Here is a 24,058-nt window from a genome sequence, read left to right on the forward strand (position 1 = left end):
GCCGGCGCTGACCCGAGACGAGGGCGCTGCTGGACCCTGGGTCAGGTGCCCAGCAGCGGGCCTGTATCAGAAGCTGATGATCTGGGGCGCACCCAGTTGTTTGAGGCCTTCGACCCCGAACTCCAGGCCGTATCCGGATTGCTTGGCGCCGCCGAACGGCACCCGAGGATCGACGGCGCCGTGTTTGTTGATCCACACGGTGCCGGCTTCCAGGCGGGCTGCGACCTGCCGGGCAGCCTCGGGATCGGACGACCAGACCGAGGCCCCCAGGCCGACGTCGAGGGCATTGGCCATCTCGATGGCCTCCTCGATTTCTGTGTACCGCACGATCGGCAACGCCGGACCGAACTGTTCTTCGGCGACAAGAGGATTGGAGTTGTCGATATCGGCGATCAACGTGGTGGGGTAGAAGAACCCCTGTTGGTGCGCGTCGGGTTCGCCGCCGACCAGCACAGTCGCGCCACTGTCTTTGGCGGCGCGCACCAGGTTCGACACGATGTCGTACTGGGCCTTGTTCTGCAGCGGGCCCAGTACGTTCTGCTCGTCAAGGCCCACTCCCATCGGCATGTTCTTGGCGACCTCGACCAGGGCGGCGCAGACGTCGCCGTACACGTCGTCGTGGACGTACAGCCGCTTGAGGGCAGCGCAGGTTTGGCCGGTATTGATGAAGGCGCCCCAGAACAAGTCCTCGGCGATCGCCTGGGGGTCGACATCGGGCAGCACGATCCCAGCGTCGTTGCCGCCGAGTTCGAGTGTCAGACGCTTCACTGTGTCCGCAGAGGAACGAATGATGGCTTTACCGGTCGCCGTTGAGCCGGTGAACATGACCTTGTCGATATCAGGGTGGGCCGACAAGGCCTCGCCGACATCGCGTCCGCCGGAAACGACGTGCAGCACATCCGCCGGCATCGCGCTGTTGATCACGTGCGTCAGTGCGAGAACCGACAGGGGCGTGTACTCCGACGGTTTGAGCACCACTGTGTTGCCCATCCGCAGTGCGGGCGCCAGCTGCCAGACGCTGATCATCATGGGCCAGTTCCACGGCCCGATCGCACCCACCACACCGAGCGGTCTGTAGTGCAGCTCGGCCCGGCCGCCGTCGTCGTCGACCAGCACCTCCGGCTCGATCGGGAAGGCTGCGGTCGTGCGCAACCACATCGCGCAGGCACCAACCTCGAAGCGTGCGTTCGGACCGTTGAGCGGTTTGCCCTGCTCACGCGATAGCAGCTCGGCCAGCGCTACAGCATTCGCATCGACCGCATCGGCAGCGCTAACCAGTAATTCGCTGCGCTCGCCGTGCGAGAGCTCACCCCAGGCGGGCTGCGCTGAACGGGCGGCGGCCACCGCGGCCTGCAGGTCGGCGACCGAGTGACGCGGGGCATGACCGACCACGGCGCCGGTCGCAGGATCACGGATTTCTCTGCCTCCGGTCGTCGACACGATCGCGGCGAGCAGCTGCTCGTAGTTCAGTACTGGAGCAGTCGCAGTAACCGTCACGGCATTTCCCTTCCTAGAGTGATGCAGATCATGCAATCATACGATTGCGTCGGTTTCTAGTCGATGCGTGCAGAAATATGACGCATCGTTTAGGTGGTGCTGTGCCGTGAAGGCGTTCGTCGAAGAGACCACCCAGAGGAGATAGTGATGGACAGTGTCGAAGTGCCGTGTCGGATCATCATCACCGGAGGCGCCTCGGGCATCGGGGCGGCGGTGGCGCGGCTGTGGGCCGAGAACGGGGCTCGCGTCGGAATCATCGTTCGCAGTGAAGAATCGATACGCCGCGCGCTCAGTGGTGAGTTACGCGATCAAGGGCACGCAATCGAGTTCCACGTCGCCGATGTGGCCGACGAGCGTGCCGTCGGCGTCGCTGTTGGTGCGCTTGCAACGCGTCTGGGTGGACTCGATGCCGTGGTCGCCAGCGCGGGAATCGAAGGCGAAATGGGTGCCGCACTCGGGGAGGTCACCTCGGAGAGTTTCCGGCGGGTGCTCGACGTGAACGTACTCGGCGTCTTCCACCTCGTGAAACACGCAGTGCCGCACCTCATCGGGGCCACCGACCCGTCGATCACCCTGATCGGGTCGGATTCGGGATTCGTGGCCGCCAGGGGAATGCTGGCGTACAACGCCTCCAAGGGCGCCCTGGTCCAGCTCACGCGTGCACTCGCCGTCGAGCTATTCGACGATTTCGGCATCCGGGTCAACAGTGTGTGCCCGTCGATCGTCGACACCCCCATGGCCCGTCGCGGAATGGGAATCGATTCCTTCGATGACATCTCCGAGTTCCCTGTCAACTCTGCCGACGACATCGCTTGGAGCGTGAGCTATCTCGCCTCTGCCCGCTCCCGCGCCATCAACGGGGTGAATCTGCTGTCCGACTTCGGGTACTCCGGACGCTCGTCATTCCCGGCCTGAGCACGCCGGCCGTCGAAGCGCAGACCCGGACTTAGGCATCGCGGCGGCCAACGGGCTCGCAATTCTTTGCGTGGACCGGCCACGGGACGACGTCGCTGCTGGGTTGCAGGTAGTCGACCCGCCAGGCGGTGACGATGATGCCGGCGCCGTCGACGAGACGCTCAGTGCTGCCGGACTTCTGAATCACCGGCAGAATGGAGTTCCCTGTGCCGCCCCCGGCGTGCCGGCGGGTCCCTGATGCGGGCTAAGCGCTCGGTCGGGCCAGGGTGTCGGCGAATTGGTCAACGGCCCAATCGAGCTCGTCGGCGGTCACCACCAGGGGTGGGGCGAACCGCAAGGTCGAGCCGTGGGTGTCCTTGACCAATACGCCGCGTTCGGCCAGCGCCGTTCCGAGCTGTTTACCGTTGCCCAGAGCGGGGTCGACGTCCACCCCCGCCCACAATCCCATGCCCCGCACGGCCGTCACGCCGTGCCCGATCAACGACCGCAGTCTCTCGTGCAGGTGGGAACCGAGTTCGGTTGAACGGAGCTGGAATTCGCCACGGCGCAGCATGCCGACGACGGTGGTGCCGATGGCTGTGGCCAGTGGGTTGCCGCCGAATGTGGAGCCGTGCTCGCCGGGGTGCAGCACGCCGAGTACGTCGCGGTCGGCCACCACCGCGGACAGCGGTACCACGCCACCGCCGAGAGCCTTGCCGAGCAGATACACGTCGGGAACCACATCCCAGTGTTCGCAGGCGAAGGTGCGTCCGGTGCGGGCCAGGCCGGACTGGATCTCGTCGGCGATCATCAGCACGTTGTTGCGGGTGCAGATCTCGCGGACCCGGGGCAGGAAGTCGGCGGGCGGGACGATGATGCCCGCCTCACCCTGGATCGGCTCGATCAGCACCGCGGCGGTGTTCGCGTCGATCGCGTCGGCGAGCGCCCGATGGTCCCCGAACGGCACCGAGCGGAACCCGGGTGTGTAGGGGCCGAAGCCGCGGCGCGCGGACTCGTCATCGGAGAAGCTGATGATCGTGGTGGTGCGGCCGTGGAAGTTGTTGTGCGCCACCACGATGTTGGATGTTTCTGCAGTCACCCCCTTGACGTCGGTGGCCCACTTGCGGGCCACCTTGATGCCGCTCTCGACAGCCTCGGCGCCGCTGTTCATCGGCAGCACCATGTCCTTGTCGCACAATCCGGCCAGTGCCTGCGCGAACGGACCGAGCCGGTCGGAGTGGAAGGCGCGGCTCACCAGGGTCAGCCGGTCCAGTTGGGCGTGTGCGGCGGCGATGATCTCGGGATTGCGGTGTCCGAAGTTGACCGCCGAATAGGCGGCCAGGCAATCGAGGTAGCGCCGGCCGGTCACATCGGTGATCCAGGCTCCCTCGGCGCTTTCCGCGACCACCGGCAGTGGCGAGTAGTTGTGGGCGACATAGCGATCGTCGAGCGCGATCGCCGAGGCGGTCACAGAATCCGGGGTGGCCTGGTTGTCCACACTGTCCAGCATGGTCATGGATGTAGCTCCAGGGTGCAGCATTTGACGGATCCGCCGCCTTTGAGGAGTTCGGACAGGTCGACGCCGACCGGCTCGAATCCGGCCCGGCGCAATTGGCCCGCGAATCCGGAGGCGGCCGCGGGCATCACGACGTGGTGGCCGTCGGACACCACGTTGAGGCCGAGGACATACGCATCGGCCGAGCCGACTTCGATGGCGTCGCTGAACAGTTCGGCAAGATGCCTTCGGGCGTCGTCGCTGAAGGCCGGGGGATAGTAGGCGATCGTCGAGTCGTCGAGCACGGCCAACGCGGTGTCGAGGTGATAGAAGCGCGGGTCGACGAGTTCCAGGCTGGTCACGTCCAGGCCGGTGATGGCCGCGATCTCGTCATGGGCGCGCCGGTCGGTGCGAAAACCGTATCCGGCCAACAGGTTTGACCCGACGAGCAGCAGGTCGCCCTGGCCTTCGTTGACGTGGTCGGTGCGGACGGGGCGGTAGCCGGCCTCGGCCATCCACTCGGCGTAGGCATCCGCCTCGCCGGCCCGCTGCGGGTAGGCGAAACGGGCCACCACCGCGGTGTCCCCGACCAGGAAGCCGCCGTTGGCGGCGTAGACCATGTCGGGCAGGCCGTCGCGCGGTGTCACCAGGTCGACGGTGTGGCCGAGGTCGGCGTACACCCGGCGCAGCGTGTCCCACTGGGCCAGTGCGAGCGCGGTGTCGACGGGCGTGGCGGTGTCCATCCACGGGTTGATGGCGTATTCGACGGTGAAGTACTCGGGGGCGGTCATGGCGTAGTGGCGGGTTGTCGCGGACCGTGTCGGTGTCGCCGCGCCGCTCCCGGGCGCAGCGTCGGGCATGACTTCCTCGGAAATCGTCATGAATCGACGATAAGAAGCGCAGGTGACGCAATCAATCGCTGCCTGTTGCGTCATGTATGGGGATATATTGCACAAGTCGCGTCACGGCGATGGTTTGTTGCGTGGAGGTCGATGTGGAGCGTCTGGACGACACCGACGAGCGGATTCTGGCCGCACTCACCGAGCACGCCAGGGCGACGTTCGCCGAGATCGGGCAGCGGGTGAATCTGTCGGCGCCCGCGGTCAAGCGGAGAGTGGACCGCATGGTCGCCGACGGGGTGATCCGCGGCTTCACCACCGTGGTCGACCGCAATGTGCTCGGCTGGAGCACCGAGGCCTATGTACAGGTGTTCTGCCAAGGCACCATCTCGCCGGATCAGTTGCGCGCAGCCTGGATCGACATCCCGGAGGTGGTCAGTGCGGCAACGGTGACCGGTACCGCGGACGCCATCCTGCACGTGTTGGCACGCGACATGCGCCACCTTGAGGAGGCGCTGGAGCGCATCCGATCAACGGCCCGTATCGAGCGCAGCGAGAGCATCGTGGTGCTCACCAATGTCATCGACCGGGGCCGGTCGTGACGCCGCGCACGCGAGGAGCAAAATCGGCGGTAGGTCATCGGCCTGCGCAAACGTAGGGTGCCCTACAACGCTTAACCCCGATCGTGTAAAAACCCCACGTGACTACTTCTACGGGTTCAGCGGCGGGCATCGTCATCGTCGGCGGCGGCTTGGCTGCGGCCCGGACGGCCGAACAGCTGCGCCGGTCGGAGTGCGCCGGGCCCATCACGATCGTCAGCGACGAGGACCATCTGCCCTACGATCGGCCGCCGCTTTCCAAGGAAGTCCTGCGTGCCGAAACCGACGACGTCACGCTCAAGCCGGCCGAGTTCTACGCCGAGAACGACATCACGCTGCGGCTCGGCTCGGCCGCGCAGTCGGTGGACACCGCCGCCAAGACGTTGAAGCTCGCCGACGGCAGCGACGTGGCCTACGACGAGCTCGTGATCGCCACCGGACTGGTGCCCAGGCGCATCCGGTCCTTCGGCGATCTGGCCGGCATCCACGTGCTGCGGTCCTACGACGAGAGCATGGCCCTGCGCGAGCACGCCGGGAAGGCCCAACGTGCCGTGGTGGTCGGAGCTGGCTTCATCGGCTGCGAGGTGGCCGCGAGCCTGCGCAAGCTGGGTGTCGAGGTGGCGCTGGTGGAGCCGCAGCCGACACCGCTGGCTTCGGTGCTGGGCGAGCAGATCGGTGCGTTGGTGACCCGGCTGCACCAGGCCGAAGGCGTCGACGTGCGCTGCGGCGTCGGGGTGTCCGAGGTGCGGGGCGCCGACAAGGTCGAGCAGGTGGTGCTCGGCGACGGCACCGAGCTGGACGCCGATCTCGTGGTAGTCGGCATCGGATCCCACCCGGCGGTCGAGTGGCTGGAGGGCAGCGGGATCGAACTGGACAACGGTGTGGTGTGCGACGAGGTCGGCCGGTCCAGTGCCGCGGGCGTGTGGGCCATCGGCGATGTCGCCTCGTGGCGTGATCACGTGGGTGGCCAAGCGCGCGTTGAGCATTGGAGCAACGTTGCCGATCAGGCGCGGGCGATGGTGCCGGCCATGCTGGGCCAGGAGGCCTCGCCCGTCGTGTCGGTGCCGTACTTCTGGAGCGATCAGTACGACGTCAAGATCCAGTGCCTGGGCGAGCCCGAGGCTGACGATGTCGTGCACGTGGTCGAGGACGACGGCCGCAAGTTCCTGGCCTTCTACGAGCGCAACGGCGTCGTGGTCGGTGTGGTCGGCGGCGGCATGCCCGGCAAGGTGATGAAGGCCCGCGGCAAGATCGCCGCAGGCGCCCCCATCTCCGACGTCCTGGGCTGACTTTCCCTGCGATTTGTGGAGTTTCAGCCGCGCTGGGTGCGGCCAGAACTCCACAAACCGCTCTAGAACTGGCCGAGGTAGAAGCGGCCGCCCTGGTCGTCGGTGCACTCGGCCATCAGTCCGTAGGGCTGTCGTGACGGCTGTTGCAACACCGTGCCGCCGGCCTCGACGACGCGGCTGACCGCGGCATCGATATCGGCGACGGTCCACATCGGCACGGTCACGGCCCGTGCCGCGCCGCCGGCCATGCCGGACATCGGCTGGCTGCCCTGCACCCCCCAGCCGTCGTCGACCCGGCCGGATTCGAAGGTCCAGAAGAACAGCCGGCTGTAGAACGCCTTGAACGCCGTCGAGTCGGCTACTTCGTAGGTGATGTACGAAAGCTCGCCCGGCCCAGCACCATTGAGCTTGGGGCGGGGGATGACGGAGGTCGGCTGGAACACCGCGAAGGCGGTTCCGGCCGGGTCGGTGGCGTCCAGCACGGTGCCGAAGTCGAACTCGTGGGTCTCCCCGGGTTGGCCGCCGCCTGCCAGGATGGCCTGGCGGGCCCCGTCCAGATCGGTCACGGCGTATGCGCAGAACAGGGTGGACGGGCCGTCGGCGTTGAAGATGCCGATGTGCTGTTCGGTGTTGGTGACCTGCCGGGTGGCCGGGTCAAAGGTCCAGCCCAGCACGTGGCCGTAGAACCGGGCGGCACGCGCGATGTCGGGTGCCCAGACCGAGACGTAGCCGACGTCGCCGTGCTGGATGGGGGTGACGGCTCCGGTCGCCGCCCCGGTCAGCATCCAGCGGTGGCCGGACGGGTCGATGATCGCCGCATTGCGGGTGCCGTAGCTCTCGTAGGGCTCACGCTGTACGAGTGCCCCCAGGTTCCTGGCCCGCTCCAGGGTGGCATCGGTGTCGCGCACCTGGAGCATCAGGCTGACCGAATTGGCCTGTGGTGCAGGTGCCTTCAGGCCCAACTCTGGGTACTCGTCGGCCAGGTACAACACCCCGCCGCCCAGCTCGAGTTCGGCGTGGCCGATGCGTCCGTCGTCCATGACCACCGGTTCGCCGATCTGTACGGCCCCGAGGGCTTCGATGTACCAGGCGATGGCAGCGCGGGCGTCGGGTACGGCCAGATAGGGGATCGCCGCCGCGGCGGGCCCGCACCAGCAGGGCCTCGGTGGCGTGTACCGTGCGGCCGATCAGCTCGGCGCATTCACCCACCGTGCAGTCGTCGAGGTAGCGCAGGACGAGGACGGTGCGGTGATGTTCGGGTAACCGGGCCAAAACCGATTCGGCGACAATGCGATCCAACTCGGCATCCCAGTCGTCCACCGGGTCCACCGGTTCGGGCAGCTCGGCTACCGGCACGGTGAGCCGATCGTGCCGCCGACGGTAGTGGTCGGCGAGTTTGTGCCTGGCCACCCCGATCAACCAGGGCACCGAGATGGGCGGCGGCGACGGTCTGCGGGCCGCGTCCATGGCGGCCAGGAACGTCTCCGACGTCAGGTCTTCGGCGGTTCCGCGGTCACCGCAGCGTCGTACGAAGTAGCCGTACACCGCTGGCAGGGCCTCGTCGTAGCACCTCAGCAGTACCCGCGGAGCGTCAGTTTCGGCGCTCACACCCTTATCGTCGTCGCCGGGGACCGAACTCCGACGGGGTTGTGCGAAGAAATTTTCGCCGGAAAATCATTGGCCGCGGCCGGGCGGGGTGCGTCATGGTGGTCGGCGTGGTGAACATCGACGTATTCCAGCGGGACGGGTTCGTCAAGATCGCGCAGGCCGTCCCGGCCGAAATCGCCGATGCGGCCAGGGATCTGCTCTGGCGGCAGATCGGGCTGTCCCCAGATGAACCGGCGTCGTGGAAGAACCCCGTGGTGTGGGCGGCCGATCTCACCGGCGCGGGCCCGTTCCGGCAGGTGGTGAGTAGCGCCCCGCTCGCCGATGCCCTGGACCGGATCTGCGGAACCGGGGGTTGGCTACCGCGCGGTGCCCTGGGCAACATCCCGGTCCGGTTTCCGGTCGATCCGCCCGCGGAGGACCGGGGGTGGCACGTCGACGCCAACACCCCACTGCCGGGAGGCGAATGGGCGGTCAGTGGTCGCCCGAGCACGCTGTTGGTGCTGACGCTGCTGTCCGAGGTGGGGCCCGACGATGCGCCGACGCGCATCCGGGTCGGTTCACATCGCGACGTCGCCCGGGCGCTGGGGCCGGAGCCGATCGACTTCATCGAAGCCGGCGCGCTGGTGGACGAGGTGAGCCGGACCCGTCCGGTTGCCCATGCCACGGGCCGGCCCGGTGACATGTATGTCGTCCATCCGTTCACGGCACATGCCGCCGACATACATCGCGGCAGCACACCACGTTTCATGTCGCAGGCGCCCGTCATGCTCACCGGGAAACTCGGTCCGGCCGGTCCGGCGGCACTGGCCTGCGTGTGGGACGAGCTACCGCGGGGCTAGGGCCTCCAGTCCTGGCCGCGTCACCTCGAAGGCGTCGGCGATGGCATCTGCCAGGGCGACCGACTCATCGGCGAGCCAGTGCTCGTACGCCGACAGTGCGACGCCCAACATGAGCCAGCCCACGGTCTGCGGCATCAGATCGCCGGGTGCGGCGCCGATCCGCCGTGCCACGTAGGCCGCGATGACCTCACGCCAGCCGGCGTACATGGTCATCGAATATGCCTGCAGTCCAGCGGTTTCCAGGATCACTCGCATGCGTCGTCGGTGTTGGGCCATCTCCTGGTCGTCGTAGGTGTTGAACGACAGCAGAGCTTCCCTCAGCGCCTCGGCCAGCGAGATCTCGGTGCTCAGGGAGTCGAGCAGCTCACGCAGATGTTGCAGGTGGGCGTCGAAGTCTCCCCAGGGGATGGCGTTCTTGGAGGCGTAGTAGCGGAACAGTGTGCGCCGCGCGATCCCGGCGGCCTTGGCCACGTCGTCGACACTCACCTCGTCGAAGCCTCGGCTGGCGAACAGGGCCAGCGCGACGTCGGTGATGTGATCCTGCGTGGTGGACGGGCGCCGACCGACGCGGGGCCCGGATGCCTGCCGCATGAAACCCGCCCTTCCATTTGTGCACTCGATGCCATATTCTTGCGACTCAGGTCACAATTGTCGAGACCCACAGTTGCAGGAAAGGTGCGATTCATGGATCAGAACCCGCAGGTTGAAACCGAAACCCAGCTCGTCACCGAGACGCTCGTCGAAGAGGTCTCGATCGACGGTATGTGCGGGGTCTACTGACGGTGTCCGCAGAGGTTGCCGATATGGCTGGGCGCACCGGCGTCGTATTCGACCCTGATGTCAGCTGGCGGTTGCACCACCAGGTGGCGGTGCGGCCGGAGCCGTTCGGTGCCCTGCTGTATCACTTCGGAACCCGCAAGCTGTCGTTTCTGAAGAACCGGACGGTCGTCGAGGTGGTCAACTCTCTGGCTGATCACCCCGACGCCCGGTCCGCGTGCCGCGCGGCCGGTATCGCAGACTCCGACCAAGGCCCCTACCTGCACGCGTTGAGTGTGCTGGTGTCCTCGAAGATGCTCATCCCCGGGAATTCACAATGACTTCTGTTGCACCTGTGCCAAGGCTCGTCGAGCAGTTCGAGCACGGACTCGACGCCCCGATCTGCCTGACCTGGGAGCTCACCTACGCCTGCAACCTGGCGTGCGTGCACTGCCTGTCCTCCTCGGGCAAGCGGGATCCGCGCGAGCTGTCCACTGAGCAGTGCAAGGACATCATCGACGAGCTGGAACGCATGCAGGTGTTCTACGTGAACATCGGCGGTGGCGAACCCACTGTGCGCCCGGACTTCTGGGAACTGGTCGACTACGCGACCGAGCACCATGTCGGGGTCAAGTTCTCCACCAACGGTGTGCGCATCACGCCCGAGGTCGCCGCGAAGCTCGCTGCCAGCGACTACGTCGACGTGCAGATCTCCCTGGACGGCGCCAACGCCGAGGTCAACGACGCCGTGCGCGGCAAGGGCTCGTTCGACATGGCCGTGCGCGCGCTGGAAAACCTTGCTGCCGCAGGCTTTTCCGATGCCAAGATCTCAGTTGTGGTGACCCGTCACAACGTCGACCAGCTTGATGAATTCAAGGCGCTGGCCGACCGGTACGGCGCCACGCTGCGGATCACCCGGCTGCGCCCGTCGGGCCGCGGTGCCGATGTCTGGGACGAGTTGCACCCGACCCCGGACCAGCAGCGTCAGCTGTACAACTGGCTCGTCGCCCACGGTGAGCGGGTGCTGACCGGTGACTCGTTCTTCCATCTGTCGGGCCTGGGCGAGCCCGGCGCGCTGGCCGGTCTGAACCTGTGCGGTGCCGGCCGGGTGGTGTGCCTGATCGACCCGGTGGGCGATGTCTACGCCTGCCCGTTCGCCATCCACGACAAGTTCCTGGCCGGAAACATCCTGGAAGACACCGGTTTTGGGGCTGGCTTCCAGAACGTCTGGCAGAACTCCCCGTTGTTCCGCGAGCTGCGCGAGCCCCAGTCGGCCGGCGCCTGCAGCGGTTGCGGGCACTACGACGCCTGCCGCGGCGGCTGCATGGCAGCCAAGTTCTTCACCGGTCTGCCGATGGACGGACCGGATCCCGAGTGCGTCGAAGGCTGGGGCGAGCCCGCCCTGGCGCAGGAGCGCATCAAACCCAAACCCAGCGGTGACCACTCCCGCGGTACCAAGCAGGGGCCGGTGGCACTCAAGTTGCTGACCAAGCCCCCCGCCCGAATCTGTAACGAAAGTCCGGTGTAATCCATGGCCCGTGATACCTGGTTCGAAACCGTCGCCATCGCCCAGCAGCGGGCCAAGAAGCGGCTGCCCAAGTCTGCCTACTCGTCGCTGATCTCTGCCAGCGAGAAGGGCGTGACGGTCACCGACAACGTCGAGTCGTTCGCCGAACTCGGCTTCGCGCCGCACGTGGTGGGTGCCACCGAGAAGCGCGAGATGGCGACAACCGTGATGGGTCAAGACATTTCGATGCCGGTCATCATCTCGCCGACCGGTGTGCAGGCGGTTGATCCCGACGGTGAGGTGGCGGTGGCCCGCGCGGCTGCGGCACGCGGAACCGCCATGGGGCTGTCGTCGTTCGCCAGCAAGCCGATGGAGGAAGTCACCGCCGTCAACGACAAGATCTTCTTCCAGATCTACTGGCTCGGGTCCCGTGACGAGATTGCCGAGCGCGTGCAGCGCGCCAAGGACGCGGGTGCCGTCGGGCTCATCGCCACGACCGACTGGAGCTTCAGCCACGGCCGGGACTGGGGTAGCCCGAAGATCCCGGAGCGAATGGACCTGCGCACGATGCTGCGGATGTCCCCGGAGGTGCTCACCAAGCCGCGCTGGCTGTGGAGCTTCGGCAAGCATCTGCGTCCGCCTGACCTGCGTGTGCCCAACCAGGGCCGGCGTGGCGAGCCGGGGCCGACGTTCTTCGAGGCTTACGGGCAGTGGATGGGCACCCCGCCCCCGACTTGGGAGGACATCGCCTGGCTGCGTGAGCAGTGGGGCGGTCCTTTCCTACTCAAGGGCATGGTGCGCGTCGATGACGCCAAACGTGCCGTGGATGCGGGTGTTTCGGCGATCACGGTCTCCAACCACGGCGGCAACAACCTGGACGGGACCCCCGCGGCGATCCGCTGCCTGCCTGCCATCGCCGACGCGGTCGGGGATCAGGTCGAGGTTTTGCTGGACGGCGGGATCCGCCGCGGCAGCGACGTCGTCAAGGCCGTGGCGCTGGGCGCCCGGGCCGTCATGATCGGACGTGCCTACCTGTGGGGCCTGGCCGCCAACGGCCAGGCGGGTGTCGAGAACGTGTTGGACATCCTCAGCGGTGGCATCGACTCCGCGCTGCGCGGGCTGGGCAAGTCTTCGATCCACGACCTGACGCCGGATGACATCCTGGTTCCGGAGGGCTTCACCCGGGCGCTCGGCGTTCCGCGCGCCGACGCCTGACGGTTGCTCCCGGCGCCCCGCGGTGTGGCGTGACAGGGGTGGCAGGAGAGACGTACGTGATGCTCACGGCCCGTGTCGGGAAAGCTAAGGCAAATCAATTGCTGCCCGTGCTCCAACAATTGGCGCACAGTAGGTGAATTCGGCCTACGATCGGCACGTGGCTTTCCCCAGCGGGCTCGGGAACTCAACGTCGAGACAGCTACGCAGCATGTCGCCAATGTTGATCATCCCGGTGGGCTCTACCGAGCAACATGGTCCACACCTGCCCCTGGACACCGACACGCGTATCGCTGCGGCCGTCGCCCACGGGGTTCTCGAGCAACTCGACGGCGGCCCGGACGGTGACTGGATGGTCGCGCCGCCCGTCCACTACGGCGCCAGTGGCGAGCACGAGGGGTTCCCCGGCACGGTGTCGATCGGCACCGCCGCTTTGCGGTCGTTGCTGGTGGAGTACGGACGCTCCGCGTCGAGCTGGGCGTCGAAACTCGTCTTCGTCAATGGTCACGGGGGGAATGTCGAGGCGCTGGCCGGAGCGGTCGCCCTGTTGCGCCAGGAGGGCCGCGACGTTGGCTGGGTTCCGTGCATCGCCGCGGGTGCCGACGCACACGCGGGGCATACCGAAACATCTGTATTGCTACATATTTCGCCCGGCGATGTCTGGACCGACGACCTGACTGCGGGGAACACCGCCCCATTGGCCGAGCTGATGCCTGCGATGCGCAGTGGCGGGATCGCAGCGGTCAGCGAAGTCGGGGTGCTCGGTGACCCGACAACCGCCACGGCTGCCGAGGGGGAGCGTATCTTTGCTGAAATGGTCAACGGCTGCGCCCGCCGGATGAAGCGATGGCAGCCGGACCGGAACGGATTGTTGACATGACCGGACCGAGGCTGCCCGACGGTTTTGCCGTCCAGGTGGATCGCCGTGTCAAGGTGCTCGGGGCCGGCGCCGCGCTGCTCGGCGGGTCACCGACCCGGTTGCTGCGGTTGGCGCCGACGGCGCAGACCATGCTCAACGGTGGCCGCCTGGAAGTGCATGATGCGCAGAGCGCGCAATTGGCACGGACTTTGCTCGACGCCACGGTCGCCCATCCCCGTCCGCCGAGTGGGCCGTCGCATCGCGACGTGACGGTCGTTATCCCGGTGCGCGACAATGTATCCGGTCTGCACCGATTGATCGCAGCTCTGCGGGGCCTGCGGGTGATCGTGGTCGACGACGGTTCGGCGGTTCCCGTCGCGCAATCGGAGTTCGCCGGGATGCACTGCGATGTGCAGGTGCTCCGGCACCTCCGCAGCAACGGTCCGGCGGCCGCCCGCAACACCGGCCTGGCCGCGTCCGGGACCGATTTCGTGGCGTTCCTGGATTCCGATGTGGTGCCTCGGCGCGGGTGGCTGGAGGCATTGCTCGGACACTTCTGCGACCCGGCGGTGGCGCTGGTGGCGCCGCGCATCGTCGGGCTGCACACGGCCGACAATGTAGTGGCCCGGTACGAGGCCGTTCGTTCGTCGTTGGATCTCGGAGTGCGTGAGGCGCCGGTGGTGCCTTACGGTCCGGTGTCGTACGTGCCGAGTGCGGCCATCATCTGCCGGCGGTCGGCGCTGGCCGCGGTGGGCGGGTTCGACGAGACCATGCAGTCCGGTGAGGATGTCGATCTCTGCTGGCGGCTGGTCGAGTCCGGGGCCCGGCTACGGTACGAGCCGATCGCGCTGGTGGCCCACGACCACCGGACCGATCTGCGAGAGTGGTTCAACCGCAAGGCTTTCTACGGCACGTCCGCGGCACCGTTGAGCGTCCGGCACCCGGGTAAGACCGCCCCGGTGGTGATCTCCGGGTGGACGTTGATGGTGTGGCTGTTCCTGGCCATGGGGTCGTACGTCGGATATGTGGGCTCCGTGGTGATCGCGATCTTCACCGGCCGGCGCATCGCGCGCTCCCTCAGTACCGTCGACACCGAGCCCACCGAGGTCGCCGCGGTGACCGCGCGCGGGTTGTGGTCGGCGGCTCTGCAGCTGTGTTCGGCGATCTGCCGGCACTACTGGCCGGTGGCCCTGATCGCCGCCCTGTTTTTCCGGCGAGCCAGGCACGCGGTGCTGGTGGCCGCGGTGCTCGACGGCGTGGTCGACTGGGCGAGCCGGCGCGGCAACGCCGACGACGACACCAAACCGGTGGGCCTGCTGGCCCATATTCTGCTGAAGCGTCTGGACGACCTGGCCTATGGGATCGGCTTGTGGACCGGGGTGGTGCGGGAACGCCAGCTGGGTGCGCTCAAGCCGCAGCTGCGGAGCTAAAGCCAGTTGCAACTGCCATCTTGTCCTCCTCGCGTGCGGGACGTCCTGATCGTCGGTGCCGGAAGCGCCGGATCAATTCTGGCTGAACGGCTTTCCGGCGATCCCGGCTGCAACGTCACCGTCGTCGAGGCTGGTCCGGGGCCCAGTGACCCGCGGGTGGAGGCGCAGATCACCGACGGTCTGCGGCTGCCGATCGGGACGGCCAGCTCGGTGGTGCGCCACTACGCGTCGGTGCTGACGGAGAACCCGCCGAGGCACACCGAGATCATCCGCGGGTCGGTCGTGGGTGGTTCCGGTGCGGTCAACGGCGGCTACTTCTGCCGGGGGTTGCCCACAGACTTCGACACCTGGGCGGTACCGGGCTGGGGTTGGCGGGATGTGCTGCCGCATTTCCGTGCCATCGAGTCGGATCTGGATTTCGACACCGCACTCCATGGCGGCAGCGGCCCGATCACGGTTCGGCGGGTGCGCGAATTCGACGGTTGTACAGCGTCATTCGTCGACGCCGCCACCAGATCCGGGTTCGGTTGGATCGAGGATCTGAACGGCTCGGATGCCGGCGCGGCGCTGCCCGCCGGGGTCGGGGCGGTTCCGTTGAACATCAACGGCGGGACCAGGGTTGGGCCGGGCGGTGCGTACCTGAAACCGGCGCTGGAGCGACCCAACCTCGAGGTGCACACCGACACCCGGGTTCATCAGGTGTTGTTCCGCGCGAACCGGGCCGTCGGGGTCCGGTGCGATGACGGTGCGGTTCTCCGCGCTGATCGAATCGTGCTGTGTTCTGGTGCAATTGGGTCCGCGCACCTGCTGCTGCTGTCCGGTGTCGGGCCACCGTCCGATCTCGAGGCGCTCGGTGTCGAGGTGGTGGCCGGCCTGCCGGTGGGCATGCGCACCGTCGACCATCCGGAATGGGTACTCCCGGTCTCCTGGGTGCCCACGCATGACCTGCCCCCGTTGGAGGCCGTGCTCACCACGGCCGACGGTATCGAGGTTCGCCCGTACACGGCCGGTTTCGCCGCCATGGTGCACGGGCCTGGACATGATCCCGCCGAACTCCCGCACCTGGGTGTGGCCCTGATGCGACCACACTCGCGCGGTCGGGTCCGGTTGGCGTCGGCCGATCCGACGGTGGCGCCGGTCATCGAGCACCGCTACGACACGGTGGCAGCGGACGTCGACACACTCCGCCGGGGTGCCGAGCTGGCCCGTGAATTGATAAGTCACACAGCGAAAGTCGGTGATGCGTCGTGGTCGACATCGCAGCATCTGGCCGGGACCGCGCCCATGGGAACCGGGCCCGACGCGGTACTCGATCCGACCTGCCGGGTGCTGGGAGTCGAGGGCCTGTGGGTCGTGGACGGGTCGATCATGCCGGCCATCACCAGTCGCGGCCCGCACGCGACCATTGCCATGATTGGTCATCGGGCCGCGGAGTTCCTCGCGATCTGAGTTGGGACCGTTAGCCTCGTGGCGGAACGGTAGGCGTGTTTGGTGGAGGTGGGACGGCGAATGACTGCCGAAAACGGTGACCCGCGCCCGGCCCGGTCCCGGGCCCGGCTGCTGGAGGCGGCGACCGCGCTGTTGCGATCGGGCGGGCCCAGCGCGGTCACCGTCGACGCGGTCACCAGGGCGGCGAACGTGGCCAGGGCGACGTTGTATCGGCACTTTCCGAGCGGAAATGACCTGCTGGCAGCGGCATTTCGCGCACTCATCCCGGCCGCGCCGATGCCGCCGGAGGATGGCTCGCTGCGTGACCGTCTGATCGGGCTGGTCCAGGCGCAGGCCGACTCGATCGCCGAGGCGCCGATCAGCATCACCGCCATGTCATGGCTGGCGCTGGGCGGCGACATCGAGCAACCGCCCCCGCGGACGGGCGACAGCGCCGAGGTGCGGACCCTGCGCGATCGGGTGGCCGAGCACTACGCGGCGCCGTTCGAGGCGATCTTCGACAGCCCCGAAGCCATGGCGGAACTCGGCGAGGTGGATCGCACGCAGGCTGCCGCACTGCTGCTCGGCCCGATCGTGTTGGGCAAGCTCACCACGTTTTCGGACTTCGACCACACCACGTGCGTGCGGGCCGCGGTGGACGGCTTTCTGGCCACCCACCGCCGGTCCACGGCGTCCCCTCAACGCAACGAGTAGCGAACCGGCAGGTGCTTGAGTCCGCCGACGAACGTGGTCGCGGAAAGCTGTGGCGTTCCGGCCAATTCGATGGAGTCGAGCCGTCTCAACAGCTCGGTGAACAAGCTGTTCATCTCCATCCGGGCCAGAGCCGCGCCGAGACAGAAGTGCACGCCGTATCCGAATGCCAAGTGCTTGTTCGGATCCCGCCCGACGTCGAAGCGGTGCGGGGCGTCGAACACTTCCTCGTCACGGTTGCCGGAAACATAGGCCAGGTACACGGAGTCGCCCTTGGCGATCGGCACGCCGCGCACGGTGGTGTCGGCCGTGGCGGTACGCATGAACTCCTTGACCGGGGTGGACCACCGGATCATCTCCTCGACCGCCGTGCCCATCAGCTCGGGCTGTGCCTTCAGTCTGGCCAGCTGGTCCGGATTCTCGATGAGCGCATGCAATCCGCCGGAGATGGCGTCCTTGGTGGTGTCGTGGCCCGCGCTGGCGACGATGACGTAGTAGGACGCGGTATCGACATCGGACAGCGGCTCCCCGTCGATCGTGCCGTTGGCGATGGCCGAGGCCAGATCCTCGGTCGGGTTGGCGCGGCGCGACGCGGTCAGCGACGAGAAGTAGGCGAAGAAATCCAACAGAACCGCCAGGCCGTCCTCCAGGGACTTGCCGCGCTGGTACTCCTCGTCGTCGCCGCCGAACATCTCCTGGGTCAGCATGTGCATGCGAGCGAAGTCATCCTCGGGCAGCCCGAGCAGCGACATGATCACGTAGAGCGGGAAGTCGACGGCGATCGCGGTGACGAAATCGCATTCTGGTCCGATGTCGCGCATCTTGTCGACATAGCGTTTGGCGAGCTCGTCGACGCGGACCTTGAGGTCACGCATTGCCTTGGGGCGGAACCAATCTGCACCGATCGCCCGAACCTTGCGGTGGTGCGGATCGTCCATGTGGATCAGCGTGCGCAGGCCCATGCCGGCCTCGAGCTGTTGCTTGGCGAGGTCGTCGGCTGCCGCGGTGGCCAGCAATGGCCGTGGCTCGCTGATGAACAGGTCGTTGTCCCGCTCGACGGCCATGATGTCGGCGTGTTTGGTGATCGCCCAGAAGGGACGGTAGGGCGCGTTGTCCACCCACGCCACCGGATTGTTCGCGCGCAGATGGGTCAGCGCGGTGTGCAGGCGCGCGTCGTCGGCATAAGCCGTCGGGTCGGCGAGCACCTTCGCGGCGTCGTCCATCGTCGGCGCGCTCATACAGACTCCTCACGTGACCGGTACTTGACGGGTGTCAATTGCCACCATATGTGATCGCCGCCACGTAAGGGAGAGGATTTTTCCGATCGGCCCCGTACGCTCACTGCCATGCGGTCAGGGCGGTGCGCCGTCGCAATGCTGGCAATGCTGGCGATGCTGGTTGCAGGCTGTGTTCGCGGTGGCGGGCAGGCGGTGACGCCCGGCCATCCACAGGGCCACGCTCAGGGGTCGGACCAGGCGCTGGTCCAGACCGCGGCCGGAACCTTGCGCGGCGCAGTGGTATCCGACCATCGGTTGTTCGCCGGGATTCCGTACGCCGCCGCGCCGGTGGGTGCGATGCGGTTCGCCGCGCCGGCTCCCGCGCCGGGATGGCCGGGGGAGCGCGACGCCACCCGCCCCGGCCCGCGGTGCATCCAGGACCCCGATTCAGATCCCGAACGCGGCGCCAACACGGCCGAGGACTGCCTGAGCCTGAACGTCTGGACACCGCCCGTCTCGGATGAGTTGCGCCCCGTCATGGTGTGGATCCACGGCGGCGCGTTCGCCGGCGGCAGCAGTGGCATCTACGACGCGGGACGGCTGGCCGCGCGCGGCGACATCGTCGTGGTCACGGTCAACTACCGGCTCGGCACCCTGGGCTTCCTCGCGCACCCGGCCCTGGGGGCCGGTGGGGACGTCGGAAACTACGGTCTGGCCGACCAGCAGGCGGCGCTGCGGTGGGTGCGGGACAACATCGCCGACTTCGGCGGCGATCCGGAAAAGGTCACTGTCGCCGGCGAATCCGCGGGCGGCATGTCAGTGTGTGATCATCTGGTGTCGCCGGGCTCGGCGGGGTTGTTCCGCGCCGCGATACTGATGAGCGCCCCGTGTCAGGCACAGGCCGATCTCCCCGCAGCGACCCGCCGGTCGCTCGATTACGCGGCCGCCGCCGGATGCCCTGACCCCGCGACCGCTGGTACCTGCCTGCGGGCACTTCCCGTGGATGGTCTGCGAAAACCGGTGTGGTACTTCAATATCGGCAGTGACGAGCTGACCGGTCCGGTCACCGGATCGGCATTGATCCCCCAAGCCCCGTTGGCGGCGTTCGGATCAGGTGGGGCCGAAGCGGTGCCGGTGTTGATCGGCACCACCCGTGATGAGTTCACCCTCTTCGTGGCGTTGCGCTATCTGCGGGAGGGGCAGCGCTACACCACCGAGGATTACCCGCGGCTACTGTCCGAGACCTTCGGCGCCGATGCCGCGGCCGTCGGGGTGCATTACCCGATTGATCGCTATGGCGGTGTGGCGCAGGCATATTCGGCGGCCGTTACCGACGGTGCGTTTGCCTGTGTGTCGGACCGGATGGCCGGTGAGCTGTCCCGTACCGGTCCCGTCTACGCCTACGAGTTCAACGACCGCTCCGCGCCGGCGCCGGAGGTCATGCGGACGCTGCCCTTCCCGGTCGGGGCCAGTCACTCACTGGAGCTTCGCTATCTGTTCGACGTCGGCGGGGCGCCCCCGTTGAACCCGGCGCAGCAACAGCTCTCGGACCAGATGATCGACTACTGGAGCGCCTTCGTGCGCACCGGTGATCCCGCGGTCGACGGCCAGCCGGGCTGGCCGGAGTTCGACGGCTCACGAATGTCGTTGCAGGCCGACGGCAGTCGCGTCGACAATGGCTATGCGCACGTTCATCAATGCCCGTTCTGGGCGGGGCTGAGGGAGAAGTGAACTCGATGGCGACACCGGATCCGCAGGCCTTCGCCGAAGAGTGGGTGAGTGCGTGGAACGCGCACGACGTCGAGGCGGTGCTGGCCCATTTCCACGACGACGTGGTGTTCAGTTCACCGGTCGCCGCGCGCGTGCTGCCCGAGACCGGTGGCGTGGTGCGGGGCAAGGACGCATTACGTCATTACTGGACGACGGCGCTGGCCGGCATGCCGGATCTGCAGTTCGAGGTGCTCGGCACCTATCGCGGCGAGTCGGCGCTGGTGATCCACTACCGCAATCAGCGGGGCGGGCTGGTCAATGAGGTGCTGCTGTTCGACGGCGCCCTGGTGCGCGAAGGGCACGGCACCTACCTGGACTAGGCCGGAGTGACCCAGGTGGTGATGTCGGCGTGCACCACTTCCACGCCGTTGCGGTCGGTGATGCTGACGGGCACCACGACGTCGGTGCCCTCGGTGATCGCGCCGAAATCCGGCGGTGCGAGCTCTGCGGTGGCACGCAACGAGGTGGTCGCCTTCGCGAGGTACTGCACGTTCATCGCCTTGGGGATCCAGCGGTGCGTCGTCGGCACGGTGGCCTCCATCAACATGCCCATCGCCATCTCGGCGGCATTGCATGACGCGATGGCGTGCACGGTGTGCAGGTGGTTGTAGACGTAGAACCATTTGGGCACCGTCACCTCGGCCAGCCCCGGTTCCATGCGCACCACGTGCGGCAGGATCGACGCGAAGTAGGGCACCCGGGCCATGGCCGCGGCGGAGAACGCCCAGCTGCCGCCGGGTAGCGCTGACAACTTCTTCCATGCTCTGTAGGTCGGGCTGGGCTGCGTCATGTGCCAAACCTTACTCAAGAGTAAGTTCGGTGCGGAGGGTTGGGCTCGCGCCGCCCGTAACGTGGTGGCCGCCGCGGGCGACTTTTTCCGCCATGGCGTTACGTACGCGATCACGGTCGCCGGAGCGCAGGAATACTGCCTGGAAATCCGGAAGCCGGACGCCGTTTTTCCCCGTTGCGTCGACCGGCCCCGACCTGCTCGATCGCGGATTTGGAGCACGCCCGGATCTAAGGCATACTGTTCGGGTTGCCTTGCGCCGGGTATTCCTGGCCAGGCATCCGACCCGCGCCCCCACGGGCGCATCCGGTCCCAACACTAGATCGCGACTGATTTCCAGGGCGAGAAAGTGTGCGAGAAGGCGACACGCCCGACCGCGGGGGCCGGTGGACCACAGACAGGTAAACAGCGGCGGCAATACTCGGCGCACCCGCGCCGGGGACCAGGCCCGACGGGTTTCGGTGGGTTTCCCATCGAGGCTTCGATACGGCCGGCCGATGTACGAAGTAGAGGTAGGAGAAGCGTGGCGGGACAGAAGATCCGCATCAGGCTCAAGGCCTACGACCATGAGGCCATTGATGCCTCGGCGCGCAAGATCGTCGAGACGGTCACCCGTACCGGTGCCAGCGTGGTGGGCCCCGTGCCGTTGCCGACCGAGAAGAACATTTACTGCGTCATCCGGTCGCCGCATAAGTACAAGGACTCGCGGGAGCATTTCGAAATGCGCACCCACAAGCGACTGATCGACATCCTCGACCCGACGCCGAAGACGGTTGACGCGCTCATGCGCATCGACCTGCCGGCCAGTGTCGACGTCAACATCCAGTAGGAGACCCGAGAAAAATGGCTAGAAAAGGCATTTTGGGCACCAAGCTGGGCATGACGCAGGTGTTCGACGAGAACAACAAAGTCGTCCCGGTGACGGTCGTCAAGGCCGGCCCCAACGTGGTGACCCTTATCCGTACCCCCGAGCGCGACGGCTACAGCGCCGTGCAGCTCGCCTATGGCGAGATCAGCCCGCGCAAGGTCAACAAGCCCGTCACCGGCCAGTACGCCGCCGCGGGTGTCAACCCGCGCCGCCACCTGGCTGAGCTTCGGGTCGACGAGGCTGCCGCTGCCGAGTACGAGGTGGGCCAGGAGCTGACCGCCGAGATCTTCGCCGACGGTGCTTACGTCGACGTGACCGGCACCAGCAAGGGCAAGGGCTTCGCCGGCACCATGAAGCGTCACGGCTTCGCCGGCCAGGGCGCCTCGCACGGCGCCCAGGCAGTGCACCGCCGCCCCGGCTCCATCGGTGGCTGCGCCACCCCGGGCCGCGTGTTCAAGGGCACCCGGATGTCGGGCCGCATGGGCCACGATCGGGTGACCACGCAGAACCTCAAGGTTCACAAGGTCGATGCCGAGAACGGCGTGCTGTTGATCAAGGGCGCCATCCCCGGACGCAACGGTGGTCTGGTGGTTGTCCGCAGCGCAATCAAGCGAGGCGAGAAGTAATGACTCTCAAAATTGATGTGAAGACGCCGGCAGGCAAGAAGGACGGCTCCATCGAGCTGCCCGCCGCGCTGTTCGACGTCGAGCCCAACATCGCTCTGATGCACCAGGTGGTCAACGCTCAGTTGGCGGCCAAGCGTCAGGGCACGCATGCGACGAAGACCCGCGCCATGGTCTCCGGTGGCGGCAAGAAGCCGTACCGGCAGAAGGGCACCGGTCGGGCGCGTCAGGGCTCGACCCGTGCACCGCAGTTCACCGGTGGTGGCGTCGTCCACGGCCCGCAGCCGCGCGACTACAGCCAGCGGACCCCGAAGAAGATGATCGCCGCCGCCCTGCGCGGTGCGCTCTCGGACCGGGCCCGCAACGAGCGGATCCACGCGATCACCGAGCTGGTCGAGGGTCAGACCCCCTCTACCAAGAGCGCCAAGGCGTTCCTGGGCTCGCTGACCGAGAACAAGAAGGTTCTCATCATCATCGGCCGCACCGATGAGGTCGGGCTCAAGAGCGTCCGCAACCTGCCTGGTGTGCATGTGATCTCGCCGGATCAGCTCAACACCTACGACGTGCTCAATGCCGACGACCTGGTGTTCAGCGTCGAGGCGCTGAACGCGTACATCTCGGCGAATACCAAAGAGGAGGTGTCGGCCTGATGGCTACCGTGACCGACCCCCGCGACATCATCCTGGCCCCGGTCATCTCGGAGAAGTCGTACGGGCTGATCGAGGACAACGTGTACACGTTCGTCGTGCACCCGGATTCGAACAAGACGCAGATCAAGATCGCTATCGAGAAGATCTTCGACGTCAAGGTGAGTTCGGTAAACACCGCCAACCGGCAGGGCAAGCGCAAGCGCACCCGTTCGGGCTTCGGTAAGCGCAAGGACACCAAGCGTGCCATCGTCACCCTGGCCGCCGGCAGCAAGCCGATCGAACTGTTCGGAGCCCCGGCGTAACGCCGGGAACTAAGAGGATTTAACTGATATGGGAATTCGCAAGTACAAGCCGACGACCCCGGGTCGTCGCGGTTCGAGCGTCTCCGATTTCGCCGAGATCACTCGCTCGACTCCGGAGAAGTCGCTCATCCGTCCGCTGCATGGCACCGGTGGGCGTAACGCGCACGGCCGCATCACCACCCGTCACAAGGGTGGCGGCCACAAGCGCGCATACCGCCTCATCGACTTCCGTCGCCACGACAAGGACGGCGTCAACGCCAAGGTCGCTCACATCGAGTACGACCCGAACCGCACCGCGAACATCGCGCTGCTGCACTACCTGGACGGCGAGAAGCGCTACATCATCGCGCCGCAGGGTCTGAAGCAGGGCGACGTCATCGAGCAGGGGCCTAACGCCGACATCAAACCCGGCAACAACCTGCCGCTGCGCAACATCCCCGCCGGCACCGTGATCCACGCTGTGGAGCTGCGGCCCGGTGGCGGTGCCAAGCTGGCCCGTTCGGCCGGCGTGAGCATCCAGCTGCTGGGTAAGGAAGGCACCTACGCCTCGCTGCGTATGCCGTCCGGTGAGATCCGTCGCGTCGACGTGCGCTGCCGCGCCACCGTCGGCGAGGTGGGCAATGCCGAGCAGGCCAACATCAACTGGGGTAAGGCCGGCCGTATGCGGTGGAAGGGCAAGCGCCCGACCGTCCGTGGTGTCGTGATGAACCCGGTTGACCACCCGCATGGTGGTGGTGAAGGCAAGACCTCCGGTGGCCGCCACCCGGTCAGCCCGTGGGGTAAGCCTGAGGGCCGCACCCGCAAGCCCAACAAGCCGAGCGACAAGCTCATCGTCCGTCGCCGGCGCACCGGCAAGAAGCGCTAGGCCGCGGAAGGAG

At 67.0% G+C, this 24,058-nt stretch carries 26 protein-coding genes and 2 pseudogenes; 19 read left to right on the forward strand and 9 right to left on the reverse strand.

All coding sequences use genetic code 11. The annotated features are described in order from the left end of the window. Nucleotides 1–66: 66 nt before the first annotated feature. Complete coding sequence (locus tag EYZ64_RS07275; RefSeq protein WP_135452860.1) at nt 67–1,497, reverse strand: aldehyde dehydrogenase family protein; 1,431 nt, start codon at nt 1,495–1,497, stop codon at nt 67–69. Nucleotides 1,498–1,644: 147 nt separating this feature from the next. Between EYZ64_RS07275 and EYZ64_RS07280 the strand changes: the two genes are divergently transcribed. Next, a complete protein-coding gene (locus EYZ64_RS07280) occupies nt 1,645–2,412 on the forward strand; it encodes an SDR family NAD(P)-dependent oxidoreductase (protein WP_135452861.1) in 768 nt (255 codons plus the stop codon). 31 nt (nt 2,413–2,443) lie between these two features. Here the strand turns inward: EYZ64_RS07280 and EYZ64_RS07285 are convergent, their stop codons facing one another. From EYZ64_RS07285 to ddaH, 3 genes are read right to left on the reverse strand one after another with little or no spacing between them, the layout of a single operon-like run. After that, on the reverse strand, nt 2,444–2,599 hold the full coding sequence (locus EYZ64_RS07285; RefSeq protein WP_167857741.1) for a DUF1942 domain-containing protein: 156 nt from the start codon (nt 2,597–2,599) through the stop codon (nt 2,444–2,446). 57 nt (nt 2,600–2,656) lie between these two features. Continuing rightward, nucleotides 2,657–3,907, reverse strand: coding sequence for an ornithine--oxo-acid transaminase (gene rocD / locus EYZ64_RS07290; protein ID WP_135452863.1), 1,251 nt, complete (start codon nt 3,905–3,907; stop codon nt 2,657–2,659). Further along, nucleotides 3,904–4,767 (reverse strand): dimethylargininase, encoded by an 864-nt coding sequence (gene ddaH, locus EYZ64_RS07295; protein ID WP_135452864.1) that lies wholly within the window; start codon nt 4,765–4,767, stop codon nt 3,904–3,906. Before ddaH ends, rocD begins: the two co-directional genes overlap by 4 nt. 113 nt (nt 4,768–4,880) lie before the next feature. Between ddaH and EYZ64_RS07300 the strand changes: the two genes are divergently transcribed. Both EYZ64_RS07300 and EYZ64_RS07305 read left to right on the forward strand, forming a co-directional pair. Then, complete coding sequence (locus tag EYZ64_RS07300) at nt 4,881–5,327, forward strand: Rv2324 family transcriptional regulator (RefSeq protein ID WP_135459869.1); 447 nt, start codon at nt 4,881–4,883, stop codon at nt 5,325–5,327. A gap of 98 nt (nt 5,328–5,425) precedes the next feature. Further along, complete coding sequence (locus tag EYZ64_RS07305) at nt 5,426–6,613, forward strand: FAD-dependent oxidoreductase (protein ID WP_135452865.1); 1,188 nt, start codon at nt 5,426–5,428, stop codon at nt 6,611–6,613. A 62-nt stretch (nt 6,614–6,675) separates the two neighbouring features. Here EYZ64_RS07305 and EYZ64_RS07310 read toward each other — a convergent pair. Further along, nucleotides 6,676–7,758, reverse strand: a pseudogene (locus EYZ64_RS07310) (VOC family protein); the annotation flags it as partial. After that, a pseudogene (locus tag EYZ64_RS07315) lies at nt 7,751–8,221 on the reverse strand (RNA polymerase sigma factor); the annotation flags it as partial. The pseudogenes EYZ64_RS07310 and EYZ64_RS07315, both read right to left, overlap by 8 nt. A 95-nt stretch (nt 8,222–8,316) precedes the next feature. On the opposite strand from EYZ64_RS07315, the gene EYZ64_RS07320 reads away from it, so the two are divergent. After that, nucleotides 8,317–9,060, forward strand: a complete 744-nt coding sequence (locus tag EYZ64_RS07320; protein ID WP_135452867.1) for a phytanoyl-CoA dioxygenase family protein — start codon at nt 8,317–8,319, stop codon at nt 9,058–9,060. Here the strand turns inward: EYZ64_RS07320 and mftR are convergent. Further along, nucleotides 9,046–9,651 carry a mycofactocin system transcriptional regulator MftR gene (gene mftR, locus EYZ64_RS07325; protein WP_135452868.1) on the reverse strand — a complete coding sequence of 202 codons (606 nt, stop codon included), beginning with the start codon at nt 9,649–9,651 and terminating at the stop codon, nt 9,046–9,048. The two genes, EYZ64_RS07320 and mftR, sit on opposite strands and share 15 nt — an antisense overlap. 93 nt (nt 9,652–9,744) lie before the next feature. On the opposite strand from mftR, the gene mftA reads away from it, so the two are divergent. From mftA to EYZ64_RS07365, 8 genes are all read left to right on the forward strand, one after another. Continuing rightward, nucleotides 9,745–9,840 carry a mycofactocin precursor MftA gene (gene mftA / locus EYZ64_RS07330; protein WP_019344466.1) on the forward strand — a complete coding sequence of 32 codons (96 nt, stop codon included), beginning with the start codon at nt 9,745–9,747 and terminating at the stop codon, nt 9,838–9,840. 23 nt (nt 9,841–9,863) lie between these two features. After that, nucleotides 9,864–10,157, forward strand: a complete 294-nt coding sequence (gene mftB, locus EYZ64_RS07335; RefSeq protein WP_019344465.1) for a mycofactocin biosynthesis chaperone MftB — start codon at nt 9,864–9,866, stop codon at nt 10,155–10,157. Beyond that, entirely contained in the window at nt 10,154–11,344 is a 1,191-nt protein-coding gene (gene mftC / locus EYZ64_RS07340) for a mycofactocin radical SAM maturase (RefSeq protein ID WP_135452869.1), read from the forward strand. Before mftB ends, mftC begins: the two co-directional genes overlap by 4 nt. Before the next feature lie 3 nt (nt 11,345–11,347). Beyond that, nucleotides 11,348–12,538, forward strand: a complete 1,191-nt coding sequence (gene mftD / locus EYZ64_RS07345; protein WP_135452870.1) for a pre-mycofactocin synthase MftD — start codon at nt 11,348–11,350, stop codon at nt 12,536–12,538. Between the two features lie 133 nt (nt 12,539–12,671). Beyond that, nucleotides 12,672–13,415, forward strand: coding sequence for a mycofactocin biosynthesis peptidyl-dipeptidase MftE (gene mftE / locus EYZ64_RS07350; protein WP_135452871.1), 744 nt, complete (start codon nt 12,672–12,674; stop codon nt 13,413–13,415). After that, complete coding sequence (gene mftF / locus EYZ64_RS07355) at nt 13,412–14,824, forward strand: mycofactocin biosynthesis glycosyltransferase MftF (RefSeq protein WP_135452872.1); 1,413 nt, start codon at nt 13,412–13,414, stop codon at nt 14,822–14,824. Before mftE ends, mftF begins: the two co-directional genes overlap by 4 nt. 33 nt (nt 14,825–14,857) lie before the next feature. Further along, complete coding sequence (gene mftG, locus EYZ64_RS07360) at nt 14,858–16,273, forward strand: mycofactocin dehydrogenase MftG (protein ID WP_135452873.1); 1,416 nt, start codon at nt 14,858–14,860, stop codon at nt 16,271–16,273. A 60-nt stretch (nt 16,274–16,333) separates the two neighbouring features. Further along, nucleotides 16,334–16,966 carry a TetR/AcrR family transcriptional regulator gene (locus EYZ64_RS07365; protein WP_135452874.1) on the forward strand — a complete coding sequence of 211 codons (633 nt, stop codon included), beginning with the start codon at nt 16,334–16,336 and terminating at the stop codon, nt 16,964–16,966. On the opposite strand, the gene EYZ64_RS07370 is transcribed toward EYZ64_RS07365, so the two are convergent. Beyond that, nucleotides 16,951–18,201 carry a cytochrome P450 gene (locus EYZ64_RS07370; protein ID WP_135452875.1) on the reverse strand — a complete coding sequence of 417 codons (1,251 nt, stop codon included), beginning with the start codon at nt 18,199–18,201 and terminating at the stop codon, nt 16,951–16,953. The two genes, EYZ64_RS07365 and EYZ64_RS07370, sit on opposite strands and share 16 nt — an antisense overlap. 108 nt (nt 18,202–18,309) lie before the next feature. Between EYZ64_RS07370 and EYZ64_RS07375 the strand changes: the two genes are divergently transcribed. Both EYZ64_RS07375 and EYZ64_RS07380 read left to right on the forward strand, forming a co-directional pair. After that, nucleotides 18,310–19,911, forward strand: a complete 1,602-nt coding sequence (locus EYZ64_RS07375; RefSeq protein WP_135452876.1) for a carboxylesterase/lipase family protein — start codon at nt 18,310–18,312, stop codon at nt 19,909–19,911. A gap of 5 nt (nt 19,912–19,916) precedes the next feature. Next, nucleotides 19,917–20,270, forward strand: coding sequence for a nuclear transport factor 2 family protein (locus tag EYZ64_RS07380; RefSeq protein ID WP_135452877.1), 354 nt, complete (start codon nt 19,917–19,919; stop codon nt 20,268–20,270). On the opposite strand, the gene EYZ64_RS07385 is transcribed toward EYZ64_RS07380, so the two are convergent. Beyond that, nucleotides 20,267–20,740 carry a hotdog fold domain-containing protein gene (locus EYZ64_RS07385; protein ID WP_167857742.1) on the reverse strand — a complete coding sequence of 158 codons (474 nt, stop codon included), beginning with the start codon at nt 20,738–20,740 and terminating at the stop codon, nt 20,267–20,269. The genes EYZ64_RS07380 and EYZ64_RS07385 overlap by 4 nt on opposite strands. 520 nt (nt 20,741–21,260) lie before the next feature. Here EYZ64_RS07385 and rpsJ point away from each other — a divergent pair. Genes rpsJ through rplB form a run of 5 tightly spaced genes read left to right on the forward strand, consistent with a single transcriptional unit; the run spans nt 21,261 to nt 24,045 of the window. Further along, nucleotides 21,261–21,566, forward strand: coding sequence for a 30S ribosomal protein S10 (rpsJ, locus tag EYZ64_RS07390; protein WP_003925843.1), 306 nt, complete (start codon nt 21,261–21,263; stop codon nt 21,564–21,566). A gap of 14 nt (nt 21,567–21,580) precedes the next feature. Further along, nucleotides 21,581–22,231 carry a 50S ribosomal protein L3 gene (gene rplC / locus EYZ64_RS07395; RefSeq protein WP_044516127.1) on the forward strand — a complete coding sequence of 217 codons (651 nt, stop codon included), beginning with the start codon at nt 21,581–21,583 and terminating at the stop codon, nt 22,229–22,231. Continuing rightward, nucleotides 22,231–22,878, forward strand: a complete 648-nt coding sequence (gene rplD / locus EYZ64_RS07400) for a 50S ribosomal protein L4 (RefSeq protein WP_135452878.1) — start codon at nt 22,231–22,233, stop codon at nt 22,876–22,878. Before rplC ends, rplD begins: the two co-directional genes overlap by 1 nt. After that, nucleotides 22,878–23,180 (forward strand): 50S ribosomal protein L23, encoded by a 303-nt coding sequence (gene rplW / locus EYZ64_RS07405; RefSeq protein ID WP_064885135.1) that lies wholly within the window; start codon nt 22,878–22,880, stop codon nt 23,178–23,180. Before rplD ends, rplW begins: the two co-directional genes overlap by 1 nt. A 28-nt stretch (nt 23,181–23,208) precedes the next feature. Continuing rightward, the gene (rplB, locus tag EYZ64_RS07410) at nt 23,209–24,045 is read left to right on the forward strand and encodes a 50S ribosomal protein L2 (protein ID WP_044516133.1); all 837 of its coding nucleotides are present in this window, start codon (nt 23,209–23,211) and stop codon (nt 24,043–24,045) included. Nucleotides 24,046–24,058 lie beyond the last annotated feature (13 nt).

Origin of the sequence: Mycobacterium sp. DL99, from assembly GCF_004762045.1 — a bacterium.
GTDB lineage: Bacteria > Actinomycetota > Actinomycetes > Mycobacteriales > Mycobacteriaceae > Mycobacterium.